The sequence below is a fragment of the Sphingomonas sp. CFBP8993 genome, assembly GCF_034044895.1.
Lineage (GTDB): Bacteria > Pseudomonadota > Alphaproteobacteria > Sphingomonadales > Sphingomonadaceae > Sphingomonas.
In genome coordinates this window covers 212,516-237,387 of record NZ_JAXCWU010000005.1, presented here as the reverse complement: position 1 = coordinate 237,387, position 24,872 = coordinate 212,516, and the positions used below count along the sequence as shown (strand labels likewise).

Here is a 24,872-nt window from a genome sequence, read left to right as displayed (position 1 = left end):
CCGTCACCGAACCTCGAGGATGGACTGGAAGGTGTCGCGCGCGATCTGGATGACACGGCTCGACGCGGAATAGGCTTGTTGAAAACGCATCAGCGACACCGCCTCATTGTCCAGCGTGACGCCGGTCGCGCTGCTGAGCGCGGTGCTGGCGCCTTCGCGGATCGCGCCCTGCGCCTCCGCGATCGTCTGCTTCTGTTTCAGGGTGGCGGCATTGTCGGTGATGATCTCGGTCAGGCGATTCTCGAATCGACCGCTGTTGCGGGCCGTTTCGATCGCCGTGAGATTGTCGGTGTTGCGCGGCCCCTGCCCCGCCGCCGCCGCCGCGATCTTCGACCCGTCGGTCAGGGCGACGCTCATGATCGCGGTGCCCGCCGTCAGGTTGAACAGCGGCTGACCGGTCGCGCCGGTCGAGTCCTGGCCCCTGCCCTGGATCGTATTGACTTGGCCGGCAAAGTCCTGGGCGACGGAATTGAAGCTGTCGCGCATCGCCGCCATCCGCTCCGCCCCGTCGATCAGGCCGCCGATCGTACCGCCGGAGGGCACGAACTGCGATGTCTGCCCCTGCGATACCACCGAAAAGCTGATGCCGCCGCCGGTCAGCCGTGCATAGCTGACCGATCCCAGCGTATCGGGCGAGGTCAATATGGGTCCGGCGCGATCGCCCAGCCGCACGGTCGTGCGGCCAAGCTGGTCGGTGGTGGCGGTGACATCGGCCAGCTCGCTCATCTGCGACAAGAGCTGGTCGCGCTGGTCGGCAAGCTGTGCGGCGGTCGAGGTGCCCGGCTGGGTCCGCGCAAGGCCGTCATTGACCTTCGACAAGGACGCCGCGAGCGAGGACAGGCCTTGCGCGGCATCGCGGGCCTGGCCGTCGAAATCGGCCTGCGCCGCATCGAACGCCCGGTCGGTCGCGGTGAAGGCGAACGCCGTCGACTTGGCGGCCTCCAGCATGGTGGTGCGCAGCGCGGTCGAGGTCGGGTCGGATGCCAGCGCGCGCGCGGCGGTGAAGAAGCCGGTCAACCGGTCGGAGACCTGATTGCCGGTCATCACGTCCTGGATGCGGTTGAGCCAGACCTTGCCCGCCTCGGTCCGCTTCAGGTCGGAATTGGCCGTGCGCAACCCGGCGGTCAGATAGGCGTCGGTCGACCGGGCGATACCCGACACCGTCACGCCGGAGCCCGGCGCCAGCCGGCTGCTGGTCACGCCGCCTGCGGCACCGACCTCGCCAAGCGTCACCGAACGGCGCGAATATCCGTCCGTGCCGGTATTGGCGATATTTTCGCCAACCACCGTCAACGCGGTCTGATACGCCCGCACGCCCGAAGCGCCGATAGAGAGCAAGTCGCTCATACGACTCGGGATACACTATGCGTGGTTAAGATCCGGTTTCGATTTCGCCAGAAAAGCGGTGACCGCCTTGCCGATGCCCATGGGCGCGTGTTCGGCCATGGTCTGTGCGACCTGCTGGTCCTGCATGTCGCGAAAGGTGTCGAGCGCCTTCGATTCGAACAGCGTGTCGCCCAGCTTGGTCTGACGCATCGCCTTCAGCATCATGCCGTTGAAGATCGCCTCGAACTGGGTGCCCGCCTTGTCCAGATTATGGCCGTTGGACAGCCGCTTGGTATCGGTCGAGACCGTCCCCGTGATCGGGGTCGTCGCGGGCGTGGGTGCGATGCCCTGCGTCACAGGACGACCAACTCGGCCTTGAGCGCGCCGGCTTCCTTCAGCGCCTCGAGGATGGCGACCAGGTCGGAGGGGGCCGCGCCCATCGCGTTCACCGCCTTCACCACGTCGGCCAGTTTCGGGCCGGGGGCCAGGACGAACATCGGACGCCGCTCCTCCTCGACCGAGACGCCCGATTTCTGGGTGATCGCGGTCTGACCGCCGCTCAGGGGGCCGGGCTGGCTGACGCGTTGCTGCTCGTCGATCTTGACGGTCAGCTTGCCATGGGTGACCGCCGCGGGACCGACGCGGACCGCCGAGTTCATGACGACGGTGCCGGTGCGGGCGTTGACGATCACCTTGGCGGAGGGTTCGGCCGAGTTGACGCTGAGATTCTCGATCTCGGACATCAGGGTCGCGCGGACATCGGCGCCCAGCGGCGCGCGGACCGCGACCGACACGGCATCCATCGCCTGCGCGGTGCCCAGCCCAAGGCGCATGTTGATCGCCTGCGCGACATTCTGCGCGGTGGTGAAATCGGCGCGCGCCAGGTTGAAGATCAGCGTGGGCGACGTGTCGAAACCGGTGGCGACCGCGCGTTCGACGGTCGCACCTTCGGGGATACGGCCGGTCGAGGGGACGTTGATGACGATCTTCGATCCGTCCGCACCCTCCGCGCCCAGACCGCCGACCGCCAGATTGCCCTGCGCCATCGCATAGATCTGGCCATCCGCGCCCTGGAGCGGCGTCAGGATCAGCGCCCCGCCGCGCAAGGACTTGGCCTTGCCCATCGACGCGACCGTGATGTCCAGCTTCTGGCCCGGCTTGGCGAAGGGCGGCAGCTCGGCCGTGACCATCACCACCGCCGCGTTTTTCATGCCCGGATTCGCATTCGGCGGCAGTTGCAGGCCGAAGCGCGAGACGACCGCCTTCAGCGACTGGACGGTATATTCCAGATTGTCGTCACCCGTGCCCGGCAGGCCGACGACGACGCCGTAACCGGTCAACTGGTTGGTGCGGATACCCTGGAAGCCACCGATATCCTTGATCCGGTCCGCCGAAGCGGGCCCGGCGATCGCGAAGGTGGCGAGGAGAGCGAGAAGAAAGCGGAGCATCATGCGGTCCTGGCTCAGAACGGGCTGACGGCCTGGAAGAAGCGGCTGAGCCAGCCCTGGCGGCTGGCGCGGGCGACATCCCCCTTGCCGGTATAGGCGATCTGCGCATCGGCGACACGGGTCGATGGGACACGGTTGTCGATGCCGATATCCGCTGTACGGACCAGGCCTTTAATTTGAATGAATTCGTCGCCGCGGTTGAGCGTGACCCGCTTCTGCCCCTGGACCAGCATGGTGCCGTTGGGGAACACCTGCGCGACCGTCACGCTGATCTCGCCGGACAGCGAGTTGGACTGGTCGGCGGCGCCCGATCCGTCGAAGTTGCGCGTCCCGCTCATGCCGATATCGCCGGGCTTGATCAGCGAGCCGAGCGGGCCGGTGGCGGGCGGGGTGAGCCCGAAATCGCCCTTCGAGCCGAGCTTCGATCCCGCCGACTTGGACGCCGCCGTCCGCTCGACGAGCACGATGGTCAGCGGATCGCCGACCCGGCGCGCACGCCAGCCCTCGTAGAGCGCGGCATAGCCGTCCGACGCCTGGAAGATCGAACCCGTGGGCTGCGCGGGCGATGCCATCGGTGCCGTCGACGGGCGGACGGTCGTGAAGTCCTCGACCGGCTTCTTCCTGCCGAACAGGTCGGCCTGGGCGGGGATCGGCGCGACAACGGCGGCAAGCAGCGTGCCCGCGACCGCCACCAGCGTGAGCCGGGTCCGGCGGGTCGCCCGCGGCATGGAAGAACGCATGGTCATGATCACAGATTCTGGTTGGCGTACTGGAGCATCTCGTCGGTCGACTTGATCATCTTCGAGTTGACCTCATAGGCGCGCTGGGTCTCGATCATGTCGACCAGCTCCTCGACCACGTTGACGTTCGACCCTTCGAGCATGCCCTGGCGGATCTGGCCGCGCCCCTCGAGCCCGGCGACGCCCATATTGGCGACGCCCGAGGCCGCGGTCTCGGTCAGGTAATTGTCGCCCTTGGCCTGGAGCCCGGCCGGATTGGGAAAGCTGGCGACCTGGATCTGGCCGATCTGGGCGGGCGTGGTCTGGCCCGCCAGCGAGGCGGACACGGTGCCGTCGGAACCGATCGTGATCTGGGTCGTGCCCTCGGGCACGGTGATGCCCGGCATCACCTGATACCCCTCGGACGTGACGAGCAGCCCCTCGGCCGAGCGCGAGAAATTGCCCGCGCGGGTGTAGCCCAGCGTGCCGCCCGGCATCTGCACCTGGAAGAAGCCGTCGCCGTCGAGCGCCAGGTCGAGGCTGTTGTTCGTCGTCTGCATCGCGCCTTGCGTATTGATCCGCGCGGTGCCCTGGATGCGCACGCCGGTGCCCAGGTTCAGGCCGGTCGCATATTTGCTCTCGGTCGAACTGGCCGCGCCGGGCGTGGTGACGGTCTGATAGGCCAGCGTCTCGAACGCGGCGCGGTCGCGCTTGAACCCGGTCGTGTTGACGTTGGCCAGGTTGTTCGAGATGACCCGCATGCGCATGTCCTGGGCATCGAGCCCGGTGCGCGCGACGTGCATGGCGGCAGAAGACATAACTCTCTAATCCTCAGCTCGGCAGCCGCATCAGCGATGCGCTGTTCTCGTCCATCGACTTGGCCTCTTTCATGAGGTTGGCCTGCACCTCGTAACTGCGCTGGTTCTCGATCATGTCGACCAGCGTCTGCGTCATGTTGACGTTGGAGCTTTCGAGCGCGCCGGACTGGACGGTGGCGTCCATGTCCTGCGGCAACGCACCCCCGCCCTTGACCCGGAGCAGATTGTCCAGCCCCTTGACCGTCGTCGAGCCCTTGGTGTCGGCCAGTTTCAACCGGTCGATGACCTGGGGCTGCGTATCCGGCCCGGCGCCCAGCGGCACGATCGAGACGGTGCCGTCGGGCGCGACGGTCAGCGAATTGTACGGCGGCACGGTGACCGGCCCGTTCTGGCCGATTACGGGATAGCCGTCGCCGGTCTGCATCACGCCCGAGGCCGCGACCTCCAGGTCGCCGCGCCGCGTATAGGCCTCGGTCCCGTCGGGCGCCTGCACCGCCAGCCAGGCCGAGCTGGTGGCGATCGCGACGTCGAGCGGATTGCCCGTATGCTGCACGGTGCCGGGCTGGCGGTCGGCGTCGGTCACTTCCTCGGCGGTGGGCATCCGCGCCTCGAACGCCGCGCCGCCGCCCTTCAGGTCGATGCGGTCGAAGACCACCCGGTCGGAGCGAAAGCCGATCGTCGAGGAATTGGCCATGTTGTTGGCGATCGCGGTCTGCGCCGCCATGTGCGCGCGCAGACCCGTCGCCGCCGTGTAGACCAGCTTGTCCATGGCCGTTCCCCGTTACCCCCCGAAGGTCCGTTTTAGCTGCGGATGTTGAAGATGGTCTGCGAGATCTGGCTGGCGGTATCGAGCGCCTTGGCATTCGCCTGGAAATTGCGCTGCGCCGCGATCAGGTCGACCAGTTCCTCGGTGATGTCGACGTTCGATCCTTCGAGCGTGCTCGACTTGATCGCGCCGTACGTCCCCTCGCCCGGCGAGCCGATGCTCGGGCTGCCCGACAGGCCGGTCGCCTGCCAATAGCTGTCGCCCGCCTGGCGCAGGCCCGGCATGTTGACGAAATCGGCCAGCGCCACCTTGCCCAGCTTGGCGGTTTCGCCATTCGAGAAGGACGCGATGACCAGACCGTTCTCGCCCACCGACACGCCGGTCAGCGAGCCGATCGCCTTGCCGTCCTGGGTGCGCGAGGCGACCGAGAAGACGCTGCCCGCCTGCGACGTGCCGGTATAGTCGAGCGCGAGTGGCTGCGAGACGTTCGAGCTGTGCGAATTGAAGTTGTCGAATGCGATCGGCTGCTTGGTGGTCATGTTGCCGTTCTTGTCGAACGTCAGCGTGACGGGATCGGACGAACCGCCCACCGTCAGCTGCTTCTCGTCGGCAAAGGTATAGACCAGCCATGTCGTGCTGCCGTCGGCGGGCTGGATCGGGTTGCCCTGCGCATCCTTGTCCAGCGGCTTTTTGACGTAATAGTTGGTCAGCGTCATGGCGTTGCCCGACGGATCGTAGATCTTGGTCTGGGTGGTGTTGTTGTAGCTGGCCAGGTTCGTCCGGTTGAACCCGACGGCCGGTGCCGCCGCCGTGCCCGACAGGTTGAGGTCCATCGACACCTTCTTGGTGGCGATCGGCGCACCGCTGGTCGCGGGCAGTTGCAGCGCGGTCAGGCCATCGACGCCCGTCGCGGTCACGTTGCCGTCGTTGTCGACCGGCAGCACCTGCAACCGGCCGCCGCTGGCGTCGGTCACGAAATTCTGCTGGTCGACCTGGAACGCGCCGTTGCGGGTATATTGCAGCGGGCCCTTGCCCGGATTCTGCACCGCGAAGAAGCCGTCGCCCGAAATGGCGAGGTCGAGCGCGTTCGACGAATTGTTGTAATTGCCTTCCTTGAACTCCTGACGGTTCGACTTGACCACCGTGCCCGACCCGACCTGCTTGGTCGGGTCGGTCGCGAAGTTCGACGCCATGACGTCGGCGAACTGGGCATGGCTCTTCTTGAAGCCGTTGGTGCCGACATTGGCGATGTTGTGCGAGATCACGGACAGGTCGGTCTGCGAAGCCTGGAGACCGCTCAGCGAGGTATAGAAGGACATGGGCTCAGTACCTTGGTGGGGAGTGAGATCAGCCGACCGAGCGGACGGCGGAAAGGTTGACCTGGCCAAGCCCGGCCACGGTCAGGACGGGTTCGCCATTGGTCGGCATCGACACCGACTGGACGGGTGCCCAGACCAGCGGGCGACCCGAGACGGCGGCGGTGCCGTCATTGGCGTTCATCGTGATGGTGAACGGGCCGCTGCCCGCCGCCGCGCCGGTATCGGTCTTGCCGTCCCAGTCGAAGCTGGTGGTGCCCGCCTTCTGCGCGCCCAGCGACAGCGTCTTCAGCGGCGTGCCTTGCGCGTCGGAAATGGTGACCAGGACGTTGGAGGCCGCCTGGTCCAGCTCGACCGCGCCCGCGACACCGCCGGTGGTCCGGGCATAGGCGACCGCGCCGGGGGTCAGCACCGTCTTGCCGACATAGCCCATGGCGTCGGCCTTGGTCGTGCCGTTCATCTTGGCGGCCATCGCCGCCAGGGTGGTGTTCATCTCCGAGATGCCCGCCACGCTGGAGAACTGCGCCATCTGGGCCACCATCTGGGTGTTGTCCATCGGCGAGAACGGGTCCTGGTTCTGCATCTGCGCGGTCAGCAGCTTCAGGAAGGACGATTGGTCCAGCGTGTTCGACTTCTTGGCCGCGGTCGTCGCGGACGAACCGCTGGCCGAGCCCGAACGCCGGATGCCGATCGCATCCAGGGTCGAATCCATGGTGGTCGAAACGGTCATGCTCAGCGGCCCAGCTTGAGGGTATCGAGGATCAGCGACTTGGCCGTCTGCATCACCTCGACATTGTTCTGATAGGTGCGCGAGGTCTCCATCATGTCGACCAGCTCACGGGTCTCGTCGACGGCGGCCTCGTAGATATTGCCGTCCTTGTCGGCCAAGGGGTTGTTCGGATCGTGCCGCTTGGTCGGGTCTTCCCCGGCGGTCACGATCTTCTCGACATCGACGGTGGACAGGCCGGTCGCGGCGTCGAAGCTGGTGCGGAACACCGGCTTCATCGTCTTGTAGGCGGTGTCGGCCGACCCGGCGACGCCCCCGGCATTGGCCAGGTTCGACGCGGTCGTGTTCATCCGGATCAGCTGGGCCGACATGGCGCGCCCTGCGACCTGGAAGATGGACATGGGGTTGTTGGCCATGGCTTATTCGCCCTTCAGCGCGCGGGTGATGGTGCTGATCCGGCCGTTCAGGAACGACAGCGTCGTCTGATACTGAACCGCGTTTTCGGCAAAGGCGGTCTGTTCCTGGTTCAGCTCGACCGTGTTGCCGTCGAGCGAGGTCTGGAGCGGCATGCGGTATTTCAGCGCGTCTCCGATGCCCCCGGACTGCCCCGGACTGCCCTCGACGGCGGCCAGCGCCGACTTGAAATCGATGTCGCGCGCCTTGAAGCCGGGGGTGGAGGCGTTGGCGATGTTGGACGCCAGCACACCCATGCGTTGGGCGCGGACCTCCAGAGCGGCTCCGTGCACTCCGAACAGCGTTTCATTGGCCATCGTCATTCCTCCTTCCCGGCGCGACATCCTGCGCCAGCGGGGATACGCAACAGCCGTGCCAATTCGGCGAAGGGCCGGAAAGCCGGGGGTAGGCCCGTCCCGGCAGGACCGATCCGGCAAGCGGTTGCCGCCCGGTTGCCGCCGCGCTTGCCGCCCTTTGCCGATTGCCCGTCGGGAACCCGCACGATGCCGCCGCTCCGCCCGTGCTCCACCCGATGACACGGGCGCGCGGCGTGCGTTTGGCCCGCCCCTTGCACAGTGCGGGCGTATGAACGGTCTGCCGCCCCTCTCCCAATTCTTCGACCTGGCCGCGCTGGCGATCGTGCTGGGTGGTACGCTGCTCGCCACGTTGCTGCGCACGCCGTGGCGCGATGCGGGGCGCAGCGTGCGGGCCCTCGGCGTCCTGATCCGGTCGCCCTATTCGGCCGAGCCGCTGCTCGAACAGATCACCCATCTCGACCGGATCGCACGCCGCCACGGCGTCCTGACGCTGGACCGCTCGGTCATCACCGACCCCGACCTGGCCGAGGCGATCGCGGCGATCGTCGATGGCGAGCGGCCCGATACGGTCATCGCGCGCACCCGGCATGCGCGGCTGGCGCGGATCGAGCGGCATCTGGTGGTCGCCGATGTCTGGGCGGGCGCCGCCGAGGCCGCGCCCGCCATGGGCATGGTCGGCACCCTGATCGGACTGGCCGCGATGTTCGCCACGATGAACGACCCGCAACGGATCGGCGGCGCGATGGCGATCGCGCTGCTGGCGACCCTCTATGGCGCGCTGTTCGCCAACCTGGTCGCCCAGCCCATCGCCGCGCGCCTGCGCCGCGCCGCCCGGATCGAGGCGTTCGAGCGCACGCGCATCGAGCTGCCGCTGGCCGCCTTGGCCGCGCGCGAGGCACCCGGCGCGGCGATCCAGGCGCCGACCCCGCCGCGCCGTCCGCTGGCGACCGTGGCATGACCGAATTCGAATTTCCTTCAACGCCCCCCGGCCGCCCGCTCTGGCTGGTGACGCTGGCCGACCTGGCGCTGTTGCTGGTCGGCTTCCTGGTGCTGGTCCAGGCGATGGGAAGCGAACGTCGCCCCGCGCTGGTCGATGCGCTGCGGGCCGAGTTCGGCTGGGCCACGCCGGTGCCGCATGTCCCGGTGGCCGCCCCGCCGCCGATCATGCCGGTGGCCGCCGCCGCGCTGCGCTTCGCGCCCGGCTCGGCCGAACCGCTCGACCCAGATCCGCTGCTCGTTCCCTGGGCGCGCGAGGCGCTGGCCGATCCGCGGGTCCGCCTGTCGGTCACCGCCGCCACCGACGGCAGTGCGGCCGATGTCGATCCCCTGACCCATAGCGCGGTCGTGCTGGCCGCCGATCGCGCGCGCGCCGCCGCCGCGCTGATCGGGCCGGTCGCCGCCGACCGCCTCACCCTCTCTACCGCCACCGCGCCCGGCCAGCGGACCGCGCTGGTCACGCTGGTCTTTTCCGGCGAATCGCAAAGGAAGTCCCGATGATCCTGTCCCTGTTGCTGGCCGGCGCCGCCGGTTTTCAGGATGTCCGCGCGCTCGACGCCGCCGTCGCCGCCTTTACCGGCCGCCCGGTCGGCATAGAGGGGGGGGCGCGTTCGGGCGTCGATGCCCGGCTGAAGCTGGCGCAATGCCCCACCGTCGCGCTGTCGTGGCGGACCGAGGCGCATGATGCCGTCGTCATCGCGTGTTCCGCACCGCAATGGCGCATCTTCGTACCGGTCCTCGCCATGCCCCGCCCCGCCCCGCCCGCCGCCGCGATACCGGCGGTCGCCATACGCCTGGAGCCGGTGATCCGGCGCGGCGATCCGGTGACGGTGGAGGCGGGGTCGGACGGCTTTTCGATCAGCCGCGACGGGGTGGCGATGGCCGATGCCACGCCCGGCGCGCACTTCCCCGTGAAGATCGACGCCGCGCGCCAGCCGATCCAGGCCGTGGCCCTGTCCAGCGGCCGCGCCACCCTGCCCGGCTGGACCGAGTGATCCCCGAGTCCGCCCCCCGGGATATCGAGTCGGCGCGCAGATTTCTTTCTAAAGGATTTCACCGCCCGGCCGTTTCATGGGATGTCAGCGAAACCGATAGGTGCGGGCATGGTGGAAATAGCAACTTCAAGGCCGAATGCCGGGGACATGAGGATCGCACGGGTGACCGGCGCGGCTCGTGGCCTGGCGACCGCAGAAGCGGGTCTCGCTTCGGCGTCGGCTGCGACGCCGAAGGCGGGGGGCGACCAGAGCGCGCTGAGCGGCCTGGCCAGCGTCATGGCGAGCCATCCGCCGGTCAACCAGGAACGCATCGCCATGATCAAGAAGGCGATCGCCGACGGCCATTTCCCGATCATGCCGGCGACCATCGCCGACCAGATGATTGCCCTGAAGCTGAGCTGGAACAACAATGACGCGGCGTGACGCCCTGATCCGGGTCATCGAGGCCCTTCATCGTGAGATCGCCGCGCTGAAGGTCAACGACGTCAGCGCGCTGGAGCGCGCGACGACCGAGAAGCTGGCCGCGATCGAGGACGTCGCGGCGCTCGGCACCGGGCCCGCCGGACCGGAACTGCGCGAACTGGCCGACGAGGCCAACCGCCTGAACGAGACGTGCCGCATCTATGTCAACCTGATGGCGGCCAATGTCCGTCGCCGGTTGCAGACCCTGACCGGCGATGCCGGTGGCGGGTATCGCCCGATGATGCGGGCCTATGCCTGATTGCCGCCCGATTGCCGCCTGCCGGGCGGCAAGGGCTTGCCGCTTTGCCGGATAGGCCGCCTACCGACCGTTGCCGCCTGCCCTGCCCTCCCACCCCCGACACCTCGCAAAGCCCGGTTTTTCCGGGCTTTTTTGTCGAATTTCGCGATGATCCGCACATCGCTCAACGATCTCCCCGGAATTGGCACGCCGCTTGCTGAGTAAGTCCCGAACAGGGGCTTTGACCATTTAACAGCATGACCGTCCAACCCGTTTCCCAAGCCAGAGTCCAATCGGCCATCGCGCTGGCATCCAGCCGCACGGGCGTCGATTTCGGCTATCTGCTCGGCCAGGCCAAGCTGGAGTCGGGGCTGAACGCGAATGCGCGGGCAGGCACCTCCTCGGCATCCGGGCTGTACCAGTTCGTCGAACAAAGCTGGCTGGCGGTCGTCAAGAAGCACGGCGCCGAGCATGGCCTGGGCTGGGCGGCGGACTCGATCGGCCAGTCGGGCGGACGTTATTATGTCAGCGGCGACGCGCGGGCGGCCGTGATGGGTCTGCGCAACGATCCCACCGCCGCCTCGCTGATGGCCGCCGAGCACGCGTCGGACAACAAGGCCGCGCTGGAATCGACGCTGGGCCGCGAGGCGGGCGGCACCGACCTGTACATGGCGCATTTCCTGGGCCTGGGCGGCGCGACCAAGTTCCTGGGAACCATGGCCAGCAACCCGCAGGCCAGCGGCGCGGCGCTGTTCCCGGCGGCCGCGCGCGCCAACCGTTCGGTCTTCTATGCCGCCAATGGCCAGCCGCGCTCGCTGTCGGACATCTACGACCGTTTCGCCAACAAGCTGGCGGGCACCCAGGCGGACGGCAACGAAACCCGCGCCGCCAATCTGCAGTTCGCCGCACAGACGCTGGCGCTGCAGGCGATGAACGGGGAGGCCACCGTGGTCACCGGCTCCAACGAAAGCCCCGCCGACGCGATGGCCTGGGCCAACAGCACGATGAACCAGCTGGGCCTGCGCCATGCGAACGTCACCGGCGACAGCGTGCTGCGGCCCAAGCCCGATCATGCGCGCCTGGCATATATGATGCTCGCACGGATGGGTGGCTAAGCGATGGGCAAGCTCTTCTCCGGTGGCCGCACCATGGCCCTGCCCGCGGCGATCCTGCTGCTGGTGCTGGTCATGGTCGTGCCGATCCCGCCCGCGCTGCTCGACATCTTCTTCGTCGCCAACATCGCGATCAGCCTGGCGGTCCTGATGGTCGCGCTGAACGCGCAGAAGCCGCTCGACTTTTCGGCCTTCCCGACCGTCCTCCTGTTCGCCACCCTGTTCCGCCTCGGCCTGAACGTCGCCTCGACCCGCATCGTGCTGGTCCATGGCCATGAGGGCGAAAGCGCGGCCGGTCACGTCATCGAGGCGTTCGGCACCTTCCTGATCGGCGGCGATTACGTCGTCGGCCTCTTCGTCTTCGCGATCCTGATGATCATCAACCTGATCGTCGTGACCAAGGGCGCAGGGCGCGTGTCGGAAGTGTCCGCGCGCTTCACCCTGGACGCCCTGCCCGGCAAGCAGATGGCGATCGACGCCGACCTGAACGCCGGTCTCATCACCCCGGACCAGGCCAAGGCGCGCCGCGTCGAGGTGTCGACCGAGGCCGATTTCTACGGCTCGATGGACGGTTCGTCCAAGTTCGTGAAGGGCGACGCGGTCGCCGCCATGCTGATCCTGGCGGCCAACATCGTCGGCGGCCTGATCCTGGGTCCGGTCAGCCACGGCATGGGCATCGCCGACGCCGCCAAGACCTATATCCTGCTCGCCATCGGCGACGCGCTGGTCGCGCAGCTCCCCTCGCTGATGCTGTCGATCGCCGCCGCCGCCATCGTGACGCGCGTGTCGTCGGACAAGGATCTGGCGGGCCAGATCGGGTCGCAGTTCGGCGCGTCGAAGACCTGGCTGCCGGTCGCGGTGATCCTCGGCCTGCTGGGCGTGCTGCCCGGCATGCCGCACCTGATCCTGCTGCCCGCCGCCGCCATCGCCGGGTTCACCGCATGGAAGCTGCGCCAGATCGAGAAGCGCCCGGTCCTCGCGCCCCCCGCCCCGGCACCCGAACCGGTCGACCCCTCGCGCATCGCCTGGGACGAAGTGATCGACGGCATGCAGGTGCATATCGACATCGGTTACGGCCTGGTGCCGCTGGTCGACGAGCGTCGCGGTGCGCCGCTGATGGCCCGCATCACCGGTGTGCGCCGCCAGCTGTCCAAGGATCTCGGCTTCGTGGTGCCGCAGGCACGCGTGCGCGACGACATCAACCTGGCGCCCTATAGCTACCGCATCCTCATCAACGGCGTGGTCGCCGCCGAGGACCAGGTCTCGCCCGACGAGATGCTGGCGCTCGACACCGGCCAGGCGTTCGGCACGCTGAATGGCAAGCCGGTCAAGGACCCGACCTTCGGCCTGCCCGCGACCTGGATCCTGAAGGGCGACGCCGATGCCGCCACCGGCATGGGCTATCTGGTCGTCGATCCGGGCACCGTCATGGCGACGCACCTGAACCATATCCTGGGGTCCAACGCGTCCGAGCTGCTCGGCCCCGACGAGGTGCAGGCGCTGCTCGACGGGCTCAAGGAACGCGCGGCACAGCTGGCGGCCTCGCTCTGCCCGACGCCGCTGCCGCTGACCACGCTGACCCAGGTGCTCAAGGGCCTGCTGGCGGAGAACATCTCCCTCAAGGAGTTCCGCCGCATCGCCAGCGCCATCGCGGTCGCCGCGCAGAAGACCGCCGATGCCGAGGATATCATCGAGCTGATCCGCCCGAGCCTGGGCGGCCTGATCATCCAGAAGCTGTGCGGCGTGCGCGAACCGCTTCGCGTCATGACGCTCGACGGCCAGCTTGAAGGGCTGCTCGCCCAGGCGATGCGCGCCGACGTGTCGCGCCGCCATGTCATCGAACCCGATCTGGGCCAGCGGATCACCACCGCCCTGACCCAGGCCGCCGAACCGCTGATCGCCGAGGCCAAGCCCTTTGCCCTCGTCGTGCAGCCGGGCGTGCGGGTGGCGATGCGCAAGCTGTTGCGCACCTGCCTGCCCGACGTGCCCGTCCTCTCCTTCTTCGAAGTGCCGGAAGACAAGCCGGTCGAAGTCGTCGCCGTCATCGGCGCCCCCCATCACTCCCAGCAACAGGCGATTGCTGCATGACCTCGCACCCTCTCAGCGGCGCATTCATGAACGCCCAGCCGATCAATCCGGCAAGCTTCGACCCTGCGCTGATCAACCCGACCGTCGCGGACCAGCCGCTGACCTATCGCCCCGTGCCGCGTGGGCCGGGTCGCGATGCGAGCGCGCTGATCCGCCAGCATTTGCCGCTGGTCCGGCGCATCGCGTGGCATGTCCATGGATCGATGTCGAACCTGGTCGAGATCGAGGATCTGGTCCAGGTCGGCCTGGTCGCCTTGGTCGAGGCCGCCGCCTCGTTCGAGGAGCGCGGCGTCGAGTTCGGCCATTATCTCAAGGCGCGGCTGCGCGGCGCGATGATCGACGAGTTGCGCCGCCAGGCGACGACGACGCGCGGTGCGATGCGCCGCCGTCGCGACTATGCCAAGGCGGTGTCGGCCCTGTCCCAGGCGACCGGCCAGGCCCCGACCGACGAGGTCGTGGCTCAGAAGCTGGGTGTGACCGTCGAGCGGCTGCGTACGGAATACAAGACCGCCGAGGCCATCCGCATGGAGGCGATCGACGACATCTATTCCGACGATATGCCCTGGTTCGCCGACGACACGCCCAACGCCTTCGAACAACTGGCCGAAAGCGACCTGCGCGACGCGCTGATCGCCGCGATCGGCGCGCTGCCCGAGCGTGAGGCGATGGTCATCCAGCTCTATTATGTCGAGGAACTCAATCTCGAGGAAATCGGCCAGGTCCTGGGCGTCGGCGCCGCACGCGTCTGCCAGATCAAGAGCGCCGCGCACGCCCGCCTGAAAAAGGCCCTCGCCGCGCAGGCGTGAGGGGCGAGGCGGTGGGACTCGCCATGCCGCCGCCATCATAATCCTCTTCCCGTCGGGAGCCCTGCGCGCCTAAGCCTTCCCCCTTGGTCCGGGGGAAGAGCATGCTGGCATCCCATGAACGTCGACTGATCGCGCGCTATCTCTGGCCGGGTGCCGGTGGGCGGCTGGTCCTGCTGGTTGCTGCAATCGGATGCATCGGTGTCGCGATCGGTGTCGCCTCGCTGGTCCTGGTCGTCGCCGTCATGAATGGCGCTCAGGCCAAGCTCGCCAGCACCGTCGCGCCCGTCGACGGACATCTCAGCATCACCGCGGCCGCGCACCAGCGCATGAACGAGACCCAGGTCGCCGCGATCGTCGCGCGCCTACCGGGCGTTGCGCGCGCCGAGCCGCTTCGCGAAGTCACCACCGCGCTCAGCGTCGACGGACGCATCAGTTCGGTCCGAGTCCAGGGGCTGACGCCGGAGGGCATCGCCCGTCATCCCGCGCTGGTCCGCCCGGCCATGGGGGTACGACCGAACGCACCCGGCACCATCGCAATTGGCCAAAATGCCGCATTGCGACTCGGCCTGCTGCCCGGCTCGCCCGTCGCGATCGGCCGGGTCGCGGTCGGCCCGGACCAGTCGGTTGATCTGCAACTGTTCGAGGTGCGGGTTTCGGGCCTTTATGACGATGACAAGGCGGTCGGCGGGAAAGCACCGGTCCTGCTCGGCCCGGTCGACGGCCTCGCCGTCCTGGATGGCCCGGCCGTCACGCGCCGCGTGGCGGTGACGCTCAACCGGCCCGAGGACGAACCCGCCATCCTCGCCGCGATTCGCCGGCACCTTGGCTCCGCCTATCGCATCACCAGCTGGATGCAGACGAACCGCACCCTTCTCGCGGCGCTCGCGACCGAGAAGATCGGCATGACGATCGCCGTCGGTCTGGTCACGGTGATCGCGCTGTTCAACATCCTGTCGTCGATGACCCTGCTCGCCCGGTCGAAGCGGCGCGAGATCGCTGTGTTGCGCAGCATGGGGACGTCGGCGTCCAGCATTGCACGCATATTTGCCACGGTCGGCAGCGTGATTGCCGCATCTGGCGCGACGGCGGGAATGGCCCTGGCGGGCGGAATGTTGGTGCAGCGCGACCGGATTGCGGCGCTCATGTTGTGGCTGGTGCCAACACGCGCGGCGGAACTCGACCTTTTCCTGTCGTTGCCCATCGGCATTGCCGCCCATGAGGTTGCGACGATCGGTGTCTGCGTGATGGCGGGCGCCGTGCTGGCCAGCCTGTATCCGGCATGGGCCGCGTCGCGCGTGCCGCCCGCGCTCGTGCTACGCGGCGAATAGACGAAAAGAAACCCCGGCAGCCCGAAGGCCGCCGGGGTTTGTCCTGCAAACCGGTCCGCGAAGGCGCAGCCGGTTGGCCCCGGCACCCGAGTGGGGGCGCGGTGCCAGGGCGCTCAGGAACCTGGTATTACTGGCCGAGCAGCTTGAGCACGCCCTGCTGCGACTGGTTGGCCTGGCTCAGCATCGCGGTCGAGGCCTGGCTGAGGATCTGGGCCTTGGCGAGCGCGGTCGTCTCGGCCGAGAAATCGGTGTCCTCGATACGGCTGCGCGCCTCGGAAAGATTGGTGGCGTTCGAGGTCAGGTTGTTGATCGCCGACTGGAGCCGGTTCTGCACCGCGCCCAGGCCCGAACGGAAATTGGCGACCCTGGCGATGGCGGTGTCGAAATCCTCGAGCGCGGGCGGCGTCGACGAGTTCAGCCGCTGGTTCGTGAAATCGATGATCGTGGTCAGGGTCGCGTCGGTCTTCAGATTGCCGAACGTCATGGTCAGCGCATCGCTGGTATAGGCGCCCGCCTGGATCTGGACCGAGCCCGAAACACCGGCCGTCCCGTCGAACAGCTTCTGGCCGTTGAAGGTGGTGTTGGTCAGAATGGTCGAGATCTGCGCCGACAAGGCGTCCTGTTCGACGGTGATGCTCGTCTTGTCCTGCGCCGAATAGGTCGCGTTGGCCTTCTGCACCGCCAGTTCGCGCATCCGCTGCAGCATGTTGCTGACTTCCTGGAGCGCGCCTTCGGCGGTCTGCGCCATCGAGATGCCGTCGTTCGCGTTGCGCACGCCCTGGTTCATGCCGCGAACCTGCGCGGTCATCGAGGACGTGATGGCGAGGCCTGCCGCGTCGTCCATCGCCGAGTTGATGCGCTTGCCGGTCGACAGGCGGTTCATCGACACGTCCAGCCCGTTCTGGGCGGAAACGGATGCGTTGGCGGCACGTAAGGCCGTGATGTTGGTGGCGATCACCGTCATGGTTGTTCTCCAAAGCTGGAGCTCTCCGCCGCCCCCAAGGCGAAGGTCGAGCTGCCACCACGGAAAACGGTCGCCTTGCACCGCACTTTAGGAAAAAATGCAGCGGGCGACGATTTTTTTCTAAAACCGCCCCCCGCCATCGGTTCGCGATGGTGGGGGGGCGGTCCTTTGATCCGGGAGGACGATCCCGGAACCCTGGGATTAACCGAGCAGCTTCATCACGCCCTGCTGCGACTGGTTCGCCTGGCTCAGCATCGCGGTCGAGGCCTGGGCGAGGATCTGCGCCTTGGCGAGCGCGGTGGTTTCGGTCGAGAAGTCGGTGTCCTCGATGCGGCTGCGTGCTTCGGACAGGTTGGTCATGGTCGAGGTGGTGTTGTTGACCGCCGACTGGATCTGGTTCTGGGTCGCACCCAGACCGGCCCGTGCCGTCGCCACCGCCGTGATCGCGGCGTCATACTGGGCCAGCGTCGCAGCGGCCGATGCCGTCGCGGCGTTCGCCGCCGTCTCGCCGCCGCCGCCGGTCACGGCGACCAGGGCCGCGCTGCCGGTTGCCTTGGAGAAGTCGGTCGACTTCAGCGTGATCGCATCCGCCGAGCTGGCACCCGTCTGGATGTTGAAGCCGGTGGCAGCCGCGGCGTTGAACAGCGCCTTGCCGTTAAAGGTGGTGTTGCTGACCACGCTGTTGATCTGCACGGCCAGGGCGGCCTGTTCGTTCTGGATGTTGGTCTTGTCGGTCGCCTGGTAGCTGTCGTTCGACGACTGCACCTTCAGTTCGCGCATCCGCTGCAGCATGTTGTTGACCTCGTCCAGCGCACCTTCGGCGGTCTGCGCCATCGAGATGCCGTCATTGGCGTTGCGGATACCCTGCGCCATGCCGCGGATCTGCGACGTCATCGATGCCGAAATCGCCAGGCCTGCCGAGTCGTCCGCTGCCGAGTTGATGCGCTTGCCGGTCGACAGGCGGTTCATCGAGGTGTTCAGGGCGTTCGACGCCATGTTGTTGGCAGCAGTGGCACGCAGGGCGCTGATGTTCGTGGCGATAACAGTCATGGTTCGTCCTCCAAATTTCCCGACGGTCCCCTCGTTGTCCGCTGGGACCCTCGAGCCGTCGAAATGAAGAACGGCCGCATTCCGGCAGGTTTTAGCCGCCAAACGGCAATTTCCTGCCCTTAAGTTTTGCCGGTTTTGCCGTTTCACGGGCGAGCGGGCGGGCTGGCGCGCCCCTGCCCCCGCCCCGGCGCAGGCGGGCGCATCGCGCGCGGAAAAAACTTGCCGCAACGATTGCCGCATTAACCCGCACTTTACCAAGGAAAGGGCATTGCGAAGTCACGAAAGGACTTGTCGCCGATGCCGTCGATTCACCCCTCCCCCGCGCTGGTTAAGCAGAAATACGCGCTGATTTCCGCTTTGCGCGCCCAAGGTCTGGCCCTTGCCGAACCCGGCGCTGCGCCCCAGGCCGGGGATATGTTCCTGCTGGCACCGGGCGACATGGTCACCCATCCGACCCGCACCGTGATCGTGACCGACGGCCCCGTCGCCTCGATCACCCCGATGCAGGGCGGCCAGCCGATCACGGTCACCTATCCAAGCAGCGAGGCAGGCGTCGGCAACAGCGTCGTGCGCGCCCTCGTTGCCGGTCCGCAGATGCCGACCGCCGCCGACCCGGAAAGCCTGGCGCTGTTCACCCTGGCCGAGCGCGTGGCCCAGTCGGACATCACCGTCCTGATCAACGGCCCCACCGGCACCGGCAAGGAAGTGGTCGCCCGCACCATCCACGCCCAGTCCGCCCGCGCGAACAAGCCGTTCGTCGCGATCAACTGCGCCGCGCTGCCCGAATCGATGCTCGAGGCGCTGCTCTTCGGTCACCAGAAGGGCGCGTTCACCGGTGCGGCGCAGGCGGGCGAAGGTTTCTTCCGCGCGGCGGACGGCGGCACGCTGCTGCTCGACGAGATTGCCGAAATGCCGCTTCAGCTGCAGGCCAAGCTGCTGCGCGTCCTTCAGGAGCGCGAAGTGATCCCGCTCGGCGCGTCGATGCCGCAGTCGGTCGACGTCCGCGTCATCGCCTGTGCCAACCGCGATCTGCAGGCCGAAGTGGCGGCAGGCCGGTTCCGCGCCGACCTTTACTACCGCCTGTCGGTCTTTCCGCTGACCACCAAGTCGCTGTGCGAGCGTCGCATGGACATCCCCGCGCTCGCCGCGACGATGATCCTGCGCCATGCCGCCGGTCGCACCGCCATTCCGTGGCCGAGCACGGCCGCGATCGACAAGCTGGCCATGCACAACTGGCCCGGCAATGTCCGCGAGCTGGAGAATGTGATCCAGCGCGCGCTGCTCTTCGCGGGCGGTGCGACCATCGAGCCCGAGCATATCGTGTTCGACCGCCCGATGATCGCCAACGACCTGGACGACGAGCCGCTGACCGTGACGACCGCGGAAGCCACGCTGGGCAAGGTCGTGCAGATGAGCGAATTCGCCGCGATCCGCGACATGCTGGCCGCATGCGGCGGCAACCGGGTCGAGACCGCCAAGCGCCTGGGCATCTCGGAGCGTACCCTGCGCTACCGCCTGGCCAAGGCGCGCGAGCAGGGCGAAGAGATCATCCGCCCGTCTAGCCGGGCCGTGATGGCATGAGCGTCGGTGGCATCGGCGGCGCAATGAGCGTCGACCGGGTGATGGCGCTTCGCGCCCAGATCCTGGAACGCAATCAAGCGCTGAAGGCGGCAAGCCAGGCCGGTGCCAACCAGGCGGCACAGGCCGCCTCGACTCAAGCTCCCGCGGCCCCGGCGACCTTCGCCGACACGCTGGAGACCGCGCTGAAGGGCGTGAACGAAGGCCAGCAACAGGCCGCCCGACTCTCCGAATCCTATGAACGCGGCGAGACCGTCGACATCGCCAAGGTGATGATGGCGCGCCAGCAGGCATCGGTCGGGTTCGAGGCCACGCTGCAGGTCCGCAACAAACTCCTGTCCGCCTATAAGGACATCATGAGCATGCCGGTGTAAGATGAGCACTGCCCTCACCCCCGCATCGACCAATCCCGCACCGGCCCTGCCGCCTTTGCCGGAAAAGTTCGCCAACCCGCTTCGCCAGATCAAGTCGGTCATGGCGCAGCCCGCGGTCCGCCGTTCCGCGCCGATGGCGCTGCTCGTCGGGCTGATCGCGGCCGCCGCGCTGGCCTGGATGGCGCTGTCCAGCCCGCCGCAGAAGACGCTGTTCGAAAATCTGTCGGACGCGGACAAGCAGGCCGTCACCTCGGCGCTGTCCACCGCGAACATCAAGAGCAAGATCAACGACGGCACCGGCGCGCTGACCGTGAACGAGGAGGATTACGCCAAGGCGCGGATGCTGCTGGCGGGTCAGGGCCTGCCCAAGCAGGCGCCCGGCGGTTACGCGATCCTCGACCAGTTGCCGATGGGCGTCAGCCGCGCGGTTGAGGGCGAACGCCTTCGCCAGGCGCGCGAGAGCGAGATCGCCCGCTCGATCCAGGAGATCGACGCCGTCGCCGAAGCGCGCGTGCACCTCGCCACGCCCGACGCCTCGCCCTTCATCCGCGACAAGTCCTCGCCCTCGGCCTCGGTGGTGCTCAAGCTCAACGCCGGGCGCTCGCTGTCGGAGGCGCAGGTCCAGTCGATCATCAACCTCGTCGCCTCGTCGGTGCCGGGCATGAAGCCCGAGGACGTGACCGTCGTCGACCAGATGGGTGCGCTCCTGTCCAAGAAGGGGGGCGAGGGTGCGGCCGGCGACGATCGCCGCATCGATTTCCAGCGTCGCCTGGAAGAGAAGTACCGCACCCAGCTGGTCCAGCTGCTGACCCCGCTGGTCGGCGCGGGCAACTTCACCGCCGAGGTGCAGGCCGACGTCAATCTGGACGAGACGAGCGCGACCAGCGAACGTTACGACAAGGACGGCGCGCTGCGGGCCGAAACCGGCAACTGGACCGGCAACCAGAAGGACCCGACGACGCCGGGCGGTATTCCGGGCGCACTGTCCAACACGCCGCCGCCCGCCAGCATGCTGCAGCAGCCGCAGGCCGCCAACGGCGCGAGCGGTGCGCCGCCCGCCGATGGCAAGCCGGTCGCCGGTGGCCCGGGCGTGAACCCGGAAAAACAGTCCGACGCCTATCAGCGCGCCTATGACCTGAACAAGCAGGTGTCGGTGACGCGCGCCGCGCCGGGGTCGATCAAGCGGCTGACCGTCGCGGTCCTGCTGCGCGATCCCGCCACCGGCAAGCGCAGCCAGATGGAAATCTCCCAGATTTCCGACCTGGTGAAGTCGGCGGTCGGTTTCGACCAGCAGCGCAACGACAACGTCACCGTCATCAGCCGCAAGTTCGCCGATGCCGGTATGGAGGACAAGCGCGCCTGGTACGATGCCAGCTGGATGCCGGTGGCCGCGCGCAACGCGACCGCGCTGGTCATCGCGCTCCTCGTCCTGCTGCTCGGCGTGCGGCCGCTGGTCAAGGCGATGACCAAGAAGAAGGAAGAACCCGCGGCCAACGCGCTGCCCATGGGCGCCGCCGACGGTGCACCCGGCCAGATCCTGACCGGTGCCGACGGCGCGCCGATGGTGATGAATGCCGAAGGGGTCGCCGTGCCGCTCGACGCCGCCGCGCTTGCCGCGCTGTCGGCCGCCGGGATCGACATCGCCAGGATGAACCCGGCGCTGGCCGCGCCCGCCGAGCCGTCGGTGCTGCCGCCCGTGACCCTGGACGATATCGAACAGTCGACCCATCTCGACGACCGCATCGTCAAGGTGCGCGGCTTTACCCGCGACAACCCCGCGCGCGCCGCACTCGCCGTTCGTGACATGATCCGCACGTCGGAGGAGGCCGCGTGACAACCGCCACCGATACGCGGACCTATACGGGCGTCGAGCGTGCCGCGGTCCTGATGATGCTGGTGGGCGAGGCCGAGGCCGCCGCCATCCTGCAGAAGCTGGACCCGGACGAGGTGCGCGAACTGGGCCGCGCCATGTATTCGATCGCCGACGTCAGCGAGAACGAGGTCGACGCCGTGCTCGACAATTTCGTCGGCGCGGCCCGTGCCCGCACCTCGATCGCCTTCGAGCCCAAGCCGATGGTCGAGAACATGATGACCCGCGCGCTCGGCCCCGAGCGGGCCGACACCGTGCTGTCGCGCATCATCCCGCCCGAGGCGCAGTGCGAGATCGACATGCTCGACTGGCTGGACGCCGCCGACATCGCCAAGATCGTCGAGAAGGAACATCCCCAGATCGGCGCGGTCATCATCGCGAACTGCGATCCGGCCGTCGCGGGCCAGGTGCTCGAACTGCTGCCCGAGATCATGCAGCCCGATATCCTGCACCGCGTCGCCCGGCTGGGTCCGGTGACCCCGCAGGCGGTCGAAACGCTGAACGCGGTCCTGCAACGGCGCGCCGGCGGCGGTGGCGGTGGTGCGGGCGGCGGCGGCAACGGCCTGGCCATGGGCGGATCGCGCGAAGCCGCCAAGATCCTGTCGAGCGCGCGCAAGGCGACCGAACAGCGGGTCATGCCCAAGCTGTTCAAGATCGACCGCGACGTCGCCAAGCAGATCGAGGAGGCGCTGTTCATCTTCGAGAACCTGCTCGAGATGGACGACAAGAATCTGGGCACCCTCATCCGCAACGTCGACGGCGAAGTGCTGATCCGCTCGCTGAAGGGCGCGGACGAGGTGGCACGCGAACGCTTCCTGGGCTGCATGTCGGCGCGGGCGGCGACGGGCATCCGCGACGAGATCGAAGGTCGCGGGCCGATGAAGCTGACCGAGGTGCTGGAAGCGCAGAAGGCGATGATCGCCGTCGCGCGTAACCTGGCCAAGGAAGGCACGATCATGATGGGCGGGGGCGAGGACGATTATGTCTGATTTCATCGCGGGTTTCTCCGCGCGCCAGAACGCGGCGGCGGCCGCGCTGCAACAGGCGTTCGTGCCACCGGGCGGCTTTTCCCGGACCGACATGCCGGGTCTCGCCGGGCTGGGCATCGACCTGAATGCCGAGCCGTTCTCGTTCCGCGCGCGCGCGCCCATGCCGGGCGGCCAGACAGCACCCGATCCCGCCGCCGAGGTCCGGCCCCGCCACTTCCACCCGGTCAACCGCGCCGAGGACCCGACCGAGGGCTGGGATCCGTTCGCCGCGTGCGACGACAATGCCGAGCCCGCCGCCGATCCGATCGCGACGGCCCGCGCCGCCGGTTATGCCGAGGGCTATGCCGCCGGGGTCGATGCCGCCACCGCCGAATTCCAGGCGCTGGTCGAGGGGCAGGCGCGCGATGGCCAGTTGATCGAGGGTATCGCCCAGGCGCTGACCTCGCGCGTCGATCGCGAACTGATGGCGGGCCAGTTGCGCGACACCGTCATGACGCTCGTCACCCGGCTGGTGGGCGAGATCGGCGTCGATGCCGACCGTCTGGCCACCCGCATCGAAGGTGCGATCGACCTGCTGACCAACACGCAGGAATCGGCCATGTTGCGCGTTCACCCTGAGGATGTCGCACTGCTCGACGGACGCCTGCCGCAGACCATCTTTCCGGTCGGTGATCCGACCATCGAACGCGGCAGCTTCGTGCTCGAGAGCGCCTCGACCATCGTCGAGGACGGGCCGCGCCTGTGGCTGGATCAGCTGGCCGCCGTCATGGACAAGGTTCCGGTTCCATCATGCTGAATCGATTCACCGCCGATTATCTGGAAACGCTGGCCCAGGCCGATTTCGCGCCGCGCGCCACCGTGTGCGGTCGCCTGTCCTCCTATGACGGACTGTTGATGGAAGCGGTCGGCCTGTCGCTGCCGGTCGGCACCGTCTGCGCGATCGGCGACAAGCCCGAGGAACGGGTCGAGGCCGAGGTGATCGGCTTTCGCAACGGCCGCACCCTCCTGATGAACCTGGGCGGCCCCGCCCCCCTGTTGCCGCGCGCGCCGGTGCGCCCGCTCGGCCCTCCCGGCGAAGCGGAGGTCGGTGCGGCGATGCTGGGCCGCGTGGTCGACGGGTCGGGCAAGCCGATCGACGGCCTGGGCCCCATTCGCGGCGCGGGTCGCTGGCCGCTGGCGGGCCGTATGCAGTCGCCGCTCGACCGCGGTCGGGTGCGCGAGCCATTGGACGTCGGGGTGCGCGCGATCAACGGCCTGCTGACAATCGGCCAGGGCCAGCGCGTCGGCATCATGGCGGGCTCGGGCGTCGGCAAGTCGGTGCTGCTGGGCATGATGGTGCGTGCCGCGCGCGCCGACGTGATCGTCATCGGCCTGATCGGCGAACGCAGCCGCGAGGTCGCCGACTTTCTGGAAACCAAGGTGGCGGGCGAGGCCCGCGCGCGCTCGGTCGTGGTCGCGGTCCCCGCCAACCACTCGCCGGTGCTGCGTATTCGCGGCGCCCTGCGCGCCACCGCCATTGCGGAGGCGTTCCGTGCAGAGGGCAAGAAGGTCCTGCTGATCATGGATTCGCTGACCCGCGTCGCCCATGCCGGTCGCGAGATCGGGCTGGCGCTGGGCGAGCCCGCCTCGGCGCGCGGCTATCCGCCCTCGGCCATCGCGATGCTGCCCAACCTGATCGAGCGGGCGGGTGCCGATGCGCATGGCACCGGTTCGATCACCGCCATCTATACCGTGCTGGCCGATGGCGACGACGGCAACGACCCGGTCGTCGACTCGGCGCGCTCGATCCTGGACGGGCATATCGTGCTGAACCGCCATCTCGCCGAGCGCGGCGTCTATCCGGCGATCGATATCGGTCCCTCGGTCAGCCGCGTGATGACCGACATCGTCGGCAAGCCCCACGCCATGGCCGCGCGCACGCTGCGTCGTCACCTGGCGACCTATGAGGAAAATCGCGACCTGGTGCTGATGGGTGCGTACCGCGCGGGCGCCGACCCCGCGATCGACGCCGCCATCGCCTGCCACCCGGCGGTGATGGAATATATCCGCCAGGATGCCGACGAGATCGTGCCGCTCGACCATGCGGTCGAGGAGCTGGTCGGCGTGTTCGGCCAGGCGGGGGCCTGACGCAC

27 protein-coding genes are annotated in these 24,872 nt (G+C 68.0%); 15 read left to right on the top strand and 12 right to left on the bottom strand.

Translation table 11 applies throughout. The annotated features are described in order from the left end of the window. Positions 1-3 precede the first annotated feature (3 nt). Genes flgK through flgB form a run of 10 tightly spaced genes read right to left on the bottom strand, consistent with a single transcriptional unit; the run spans position 4 to position 7,890 of the window. Positions 4-1,347: a flagellar hook-associated protein FlgK gene (gene flgK, locus SOM26_RS12230; protein WP_320453001.1), complete on the bottom strand. Its 1,344-nt coding sequence runs from the start codon at positions 1,345-1,347 to the stop codon at positions 4-6. Between the two features lie 15 nt (positions 1,348-1,362). After that, positions 1,363-1,683 carry a rod-binding protein gene (locus tag SOM26_RS12225; protein ID WP_320453000.1) on the bottom strand — a complete coding sequence of 107 codons (321 nt, stop codon included), beginning with the start codon at positions 1,681-1,683 and terminating at the stop codon, positions 1,363-1,365. Next, a complete protein-coding gene (locus SOM26_RS12220; RefSeq protein ID WP_320452999.1) occupies positions 1,680-2,777 on the bottom strand; it encodes a flagellar basal body P-ring protein FlgI in 1,098 nt (365 codons plus the stop codon). Before SOM26_RS12220 ends, SOM26_RS12225 begins: the two co-directional genes overlap by 4 nt. Positions 2,778-2,788: 11 nt before the next feature. Further along, on the bottom strand, positions 2,789-3,502 hold the full coding sequence (locus SOM26_RS12215; RefSeq protein WP_320452998.1) for a flagellar basal body L-ring protein FlgH: 714 nt from the start codon (positions 3,500-3,502) through the stop codon (positions 2,789-2,791). 20 nt (positions 3,503-3,522) lie between these two features. Continuing rightward, positions 3,523-4,311, bottom strand: a complete 789-nt coding sequence (gene flgG / locus SOM26_RS12210; protein ID WP_320452997.1) for a flagellar basal-body rod protein FlgG — start codon at positions 4,309-4,311, stop codon at positions 3,523-3,525. Positions 4,312-4,324: 13 nt separating this feature from the next. After that, positions 4,325-5,080: a flagellar basal-body rod protein FlgF gene (locus SOM26_RS12205; protein WP_320452996.1), complete on the bottom strand. Its 756-nt coding sequence runs from the start codon at positions 5,078-5,080 to the stop codon at positions 4,325-4,327. Between the two features lie 32 nt (positions 5,081-5,112). Beyond that, positions 5,113-6,396, bottom strand: coding sequence for a flagellar hook protein FlgE (locus tag SOM26_RS12200; RefSeq protein WP_320452995.1), 1,284 nt, complete (start codon positions 6,394-6,396; stop codon positions 5,113-5,115). Positions 6,397-6,424: 28 nt separating this feature from the next. Then, positions 6,425-7,105 (bottom strand): flagellar hook assembly protein FlgD, encoded by a 681-nt coding sequence (locus tag SOM26_RS12195; protein WP_320452994.1) that lies wholly within the window; start codon positions 7,103-7,105, stop codon positions 6,425-6,427. A gap of 20 nt (positions 7,106-7,125) precedes the next feature. Further along, the gene (gene flgC / locus SOM26_RS12190; protein WP_320452993.1) at positions 7,126-7,536 is read right to left on the bottom strand and encodes a flagellar basal body rod protein FlgC; all 411 of its coding nucleotides are present in this window, start codon (positions 7,534-7,536) and stop codon (positions 7,126-7,128) included. Between the two features lie 3 nt (positions 7,537-7,539). Continuing rightward, the gene (gene flgB, locus SOM26_RS12185) at positions 7,540-7,890 is read right to left on the bottom strand and encodes a flagellar basal body rod protein FlgB (RefSeq protein WP_320453183.1); all 351 of its coding nucleotides are present in this window, start codon (positions 7,888-7,890) and stop codon (positions 7,540-7,542) included. Positions 7,891-8,158: 268 nt separating this feature from the next. Between flgB and SOM26_RS12180 the strand changes: the two genes are divergently transcribed. The 9 genes from SOM26_RS12180 to SOM26_RS12140 all read left to right on the top strand — a co-directional run bounded on the left by SOM26_RS12180 (position 8,159) and on the right by SOM26_RS12140 (position 15,915). Continuing rightward, a complete protein-coding gene (locus tag SOM26_RS12180; protein ID WP_320452992.1) occupies positions 8,159-8,848 on the top strand; it encodes a MotA/TolQ/ExbB proton channel family protein in 690 nt (229 codons plus the stop codon). Then, positions 8,845-9,387 carry a hypothetical protein gene (locus SOM26_RS12175; protein ID WP_320452991.1) on the top strand — a complete coding sequence of 181 codons (543 nt, stop codon included), beginning with the start codon at positions 8,845-8,847 and terminating at the stop codon, positions 9,385-9,387. Before SOM26_RS12180 ends, SOM26_RS12175 begins: the two co-directional genes overlap by 4 nt. After that, positions 9,384-9,881, top strand: a complete 498-nt coding sequence (locus tag SOM26_RS12170; RefSeq protein ID WP_320452990.1) for a flagella basal body P-ring formation protein FlgA — start codon at positions 9,384-9,386, stop codon at positions 9,879-9,881. Before SOM26_RS12175 ends, SOM26_RS12170 begins: the two co-directional genes overlap by 4 nt. Positions 9,882-10,028: 147 nt before the next feature. After that, entirely contained in the window at positions 10,029-10,304 is a 276-nt protein-coding gene (gene flgM, locus SOM26_RS12165) for a flagellar biosynthesis anti-sigma factor FlgM (RefSeq protein ID WP_320452989.1), read from the top strand. Next, on the top strand, positions 10,291-10,602 hold the full coding sequence (locus SOM26_RS12160; protein WP_320452988.1) for a flagellar protein FlgN: 312 nt from the start codon (positions 10,291-10,293) through the stop codon (positions 10,600-10,602). Before flgM ends, SOM26_RS12160 begins: the two co-directional genes overlap by 14 nt. A 236-nt stretch (positions 10,603-10,838) precedes the next feature. Beyond that, positions 10,839-11,696, top strand: a complete 858-nt coding sequence (locus SOM26_RS12155; RefSeq protein WP_320452987.1) for a lytic transglycosylase domain-containing protein — start codon at positions 10,839-10,841, stop codon at positions 11,694-11,696. Between the two features lie 3 nt (positions 11,697-11,699). Next, positions 11,700-13,781, top strand: a complete 2,082-nt coding sequence (flhA, locus tag SOM26_RS12150) for a flagellar biosynthesis protein FlhA (RefSeq protein WP_320452986.1) — start codon at positions 11,700-11,702, stop codon at positions 13,779-13,781. Next, positions 13,778-14,587 (top strand): sigma-70 family RNA polymerase sigma factor, encoded by an 810-nt coding sequence (locus SOM26_RS12145; RefSeq protein ID WP_320452985.1) that lies wholly within the window; start codon positions 13,778-13,780, stop codon positions 14,585-14,587. The genes flhA and SOM26_RS12145 overlap by 4 nt, the downstream gene beginning before the upstream one ends. Before the next feature lie 101 nt (positions 14,588-14,688). Continuing rightward, positions 14,689-15,915 (top strand): ABC transporter permease, encoded by a 1,227-nt coding sequence (locus SOM26_RS12140; protein WP_320452984.1) that lies wholly within the window; start codon positions 14,689-14,691, stop codon positions 15,913-15,915. Between the two features lie 127 nt (positions 15,916-16,042). On the opposite strand, the gene SOM26_RS12135 is transcribed toward SOM26_RS12140, so the two are convergent. Continuing rightward, on the bottom strand, positions 16,043-16,879 hold the full coding sequence (locus tag SOM26_RS12135; RefSeq protein WP_320452983.1) for a flagellin N-terminal helical domain-containing protein: 837 nt from the start codon (positions 16,877-16,879) through the stop codon (positions 16,043-16,045). A gap of 201 nt (positions 16,880-17,080) precedes the next feature. Next, positions 17,081-17,929 (bottom strand): flagellin N-terminal helical domain-containing protein, encoded by an 849-nt coding sequence (locus SOM26_RS12130; protein ID WP_320452982.1) that lies wholly within the window; start codon positions 17,927-17,929, stop codon positions 17,081-17,083. A gap of 297 nt (positions 17,930-18,226) precedes the next feature. Here SOM26_RS12130 and SOM26_RS12125 point away from each other — a divergent pair, with 297 nt between their 5' ends. The 6 genes from SOM26_RS12125 to SOM26_RS12100 are packed head-to-tail and all read left to right on the top strand — an operon-like array spanning position 18,227 to position 24,867. Then, the gene (locus tag SOM26_RS12125) at positions 18,227-19,510 is read left to right on the top strand and encodes a sigma-54 interaction domain-containing protein (RefSeq protein WP_320452981.1); all 1,284 of its coding nucleotides are present in this window, start codon (positions 18,227-18,229) and stop codon (positions 19,508-19,510) included. Further along, entirely contained in the window at positions 19,507-19,881 is a 375-nt protein-coding gene (fliE, locus tag SOM26_RS12120) for a flagellar hook-basal body complex protein FliE (RefSeq protein ID WP_320452980.1), read from the top strand. The genes SOM26_RS12125 and fliE overlap by 4 nt, the downstream gene beginning before the upstream one ends. Position 19,882: 1 nt before the next feature. After that, on the top strand, positions 19,883-21,715 hold the full coding sequence (gene fliF, locus SOM26_RS12115; protein ID WP_320452979.1) for a flagellar basal-body MS-ring/collar protein FliF: 1,833 nt from the start codon (positions 19,883-19,885) through the stop codon (positions 21,713-21,715). Continuing rightward, positions 21,712-22,740, top strand: coding sequence for a flagellar motor switch protein FliG (gene fliG / locus SOM26_RS12110; RefSeq protein WP_320452978.1), 1,029 nt, complete (start codon positions 21,712-21,714; stop codon positions 22,738-22,740). The genes fliF and fliG overlap by 4 nt, the downstream gene beginning before the upstream one ends. Beyond that, complete coding sequence (locus tag SOM26_RS12105) at positions 22,733-23,536, top strand: FliH/SctL family protein (RefSeq protein ID WP_320452977.1); 804 nt, start codon at positions 22,733-22,735, stop codon at positions 23,534-23,536. Before fliG ends, SOM26_RS12105 begins: the two co-directional genes overlap by 8 nt. Next, on the top strand, positions 23,530-24,867 hold the full coding sequence (locus SOM26_RS12100; RefSeq protein ID WP_320452976.1) for a FliI/YscN family ATPase: 1,338 nt from the start codon (positions 23,530-23,532) through the stop codon (positions 24,865-24,867). Before SOM26_RS12105 ends, SOM26_RS12100 begins: the two co-directional genes overlap by 7 nt. Positions 24,868-24,872: the final 5 nt, after the last annotated feature.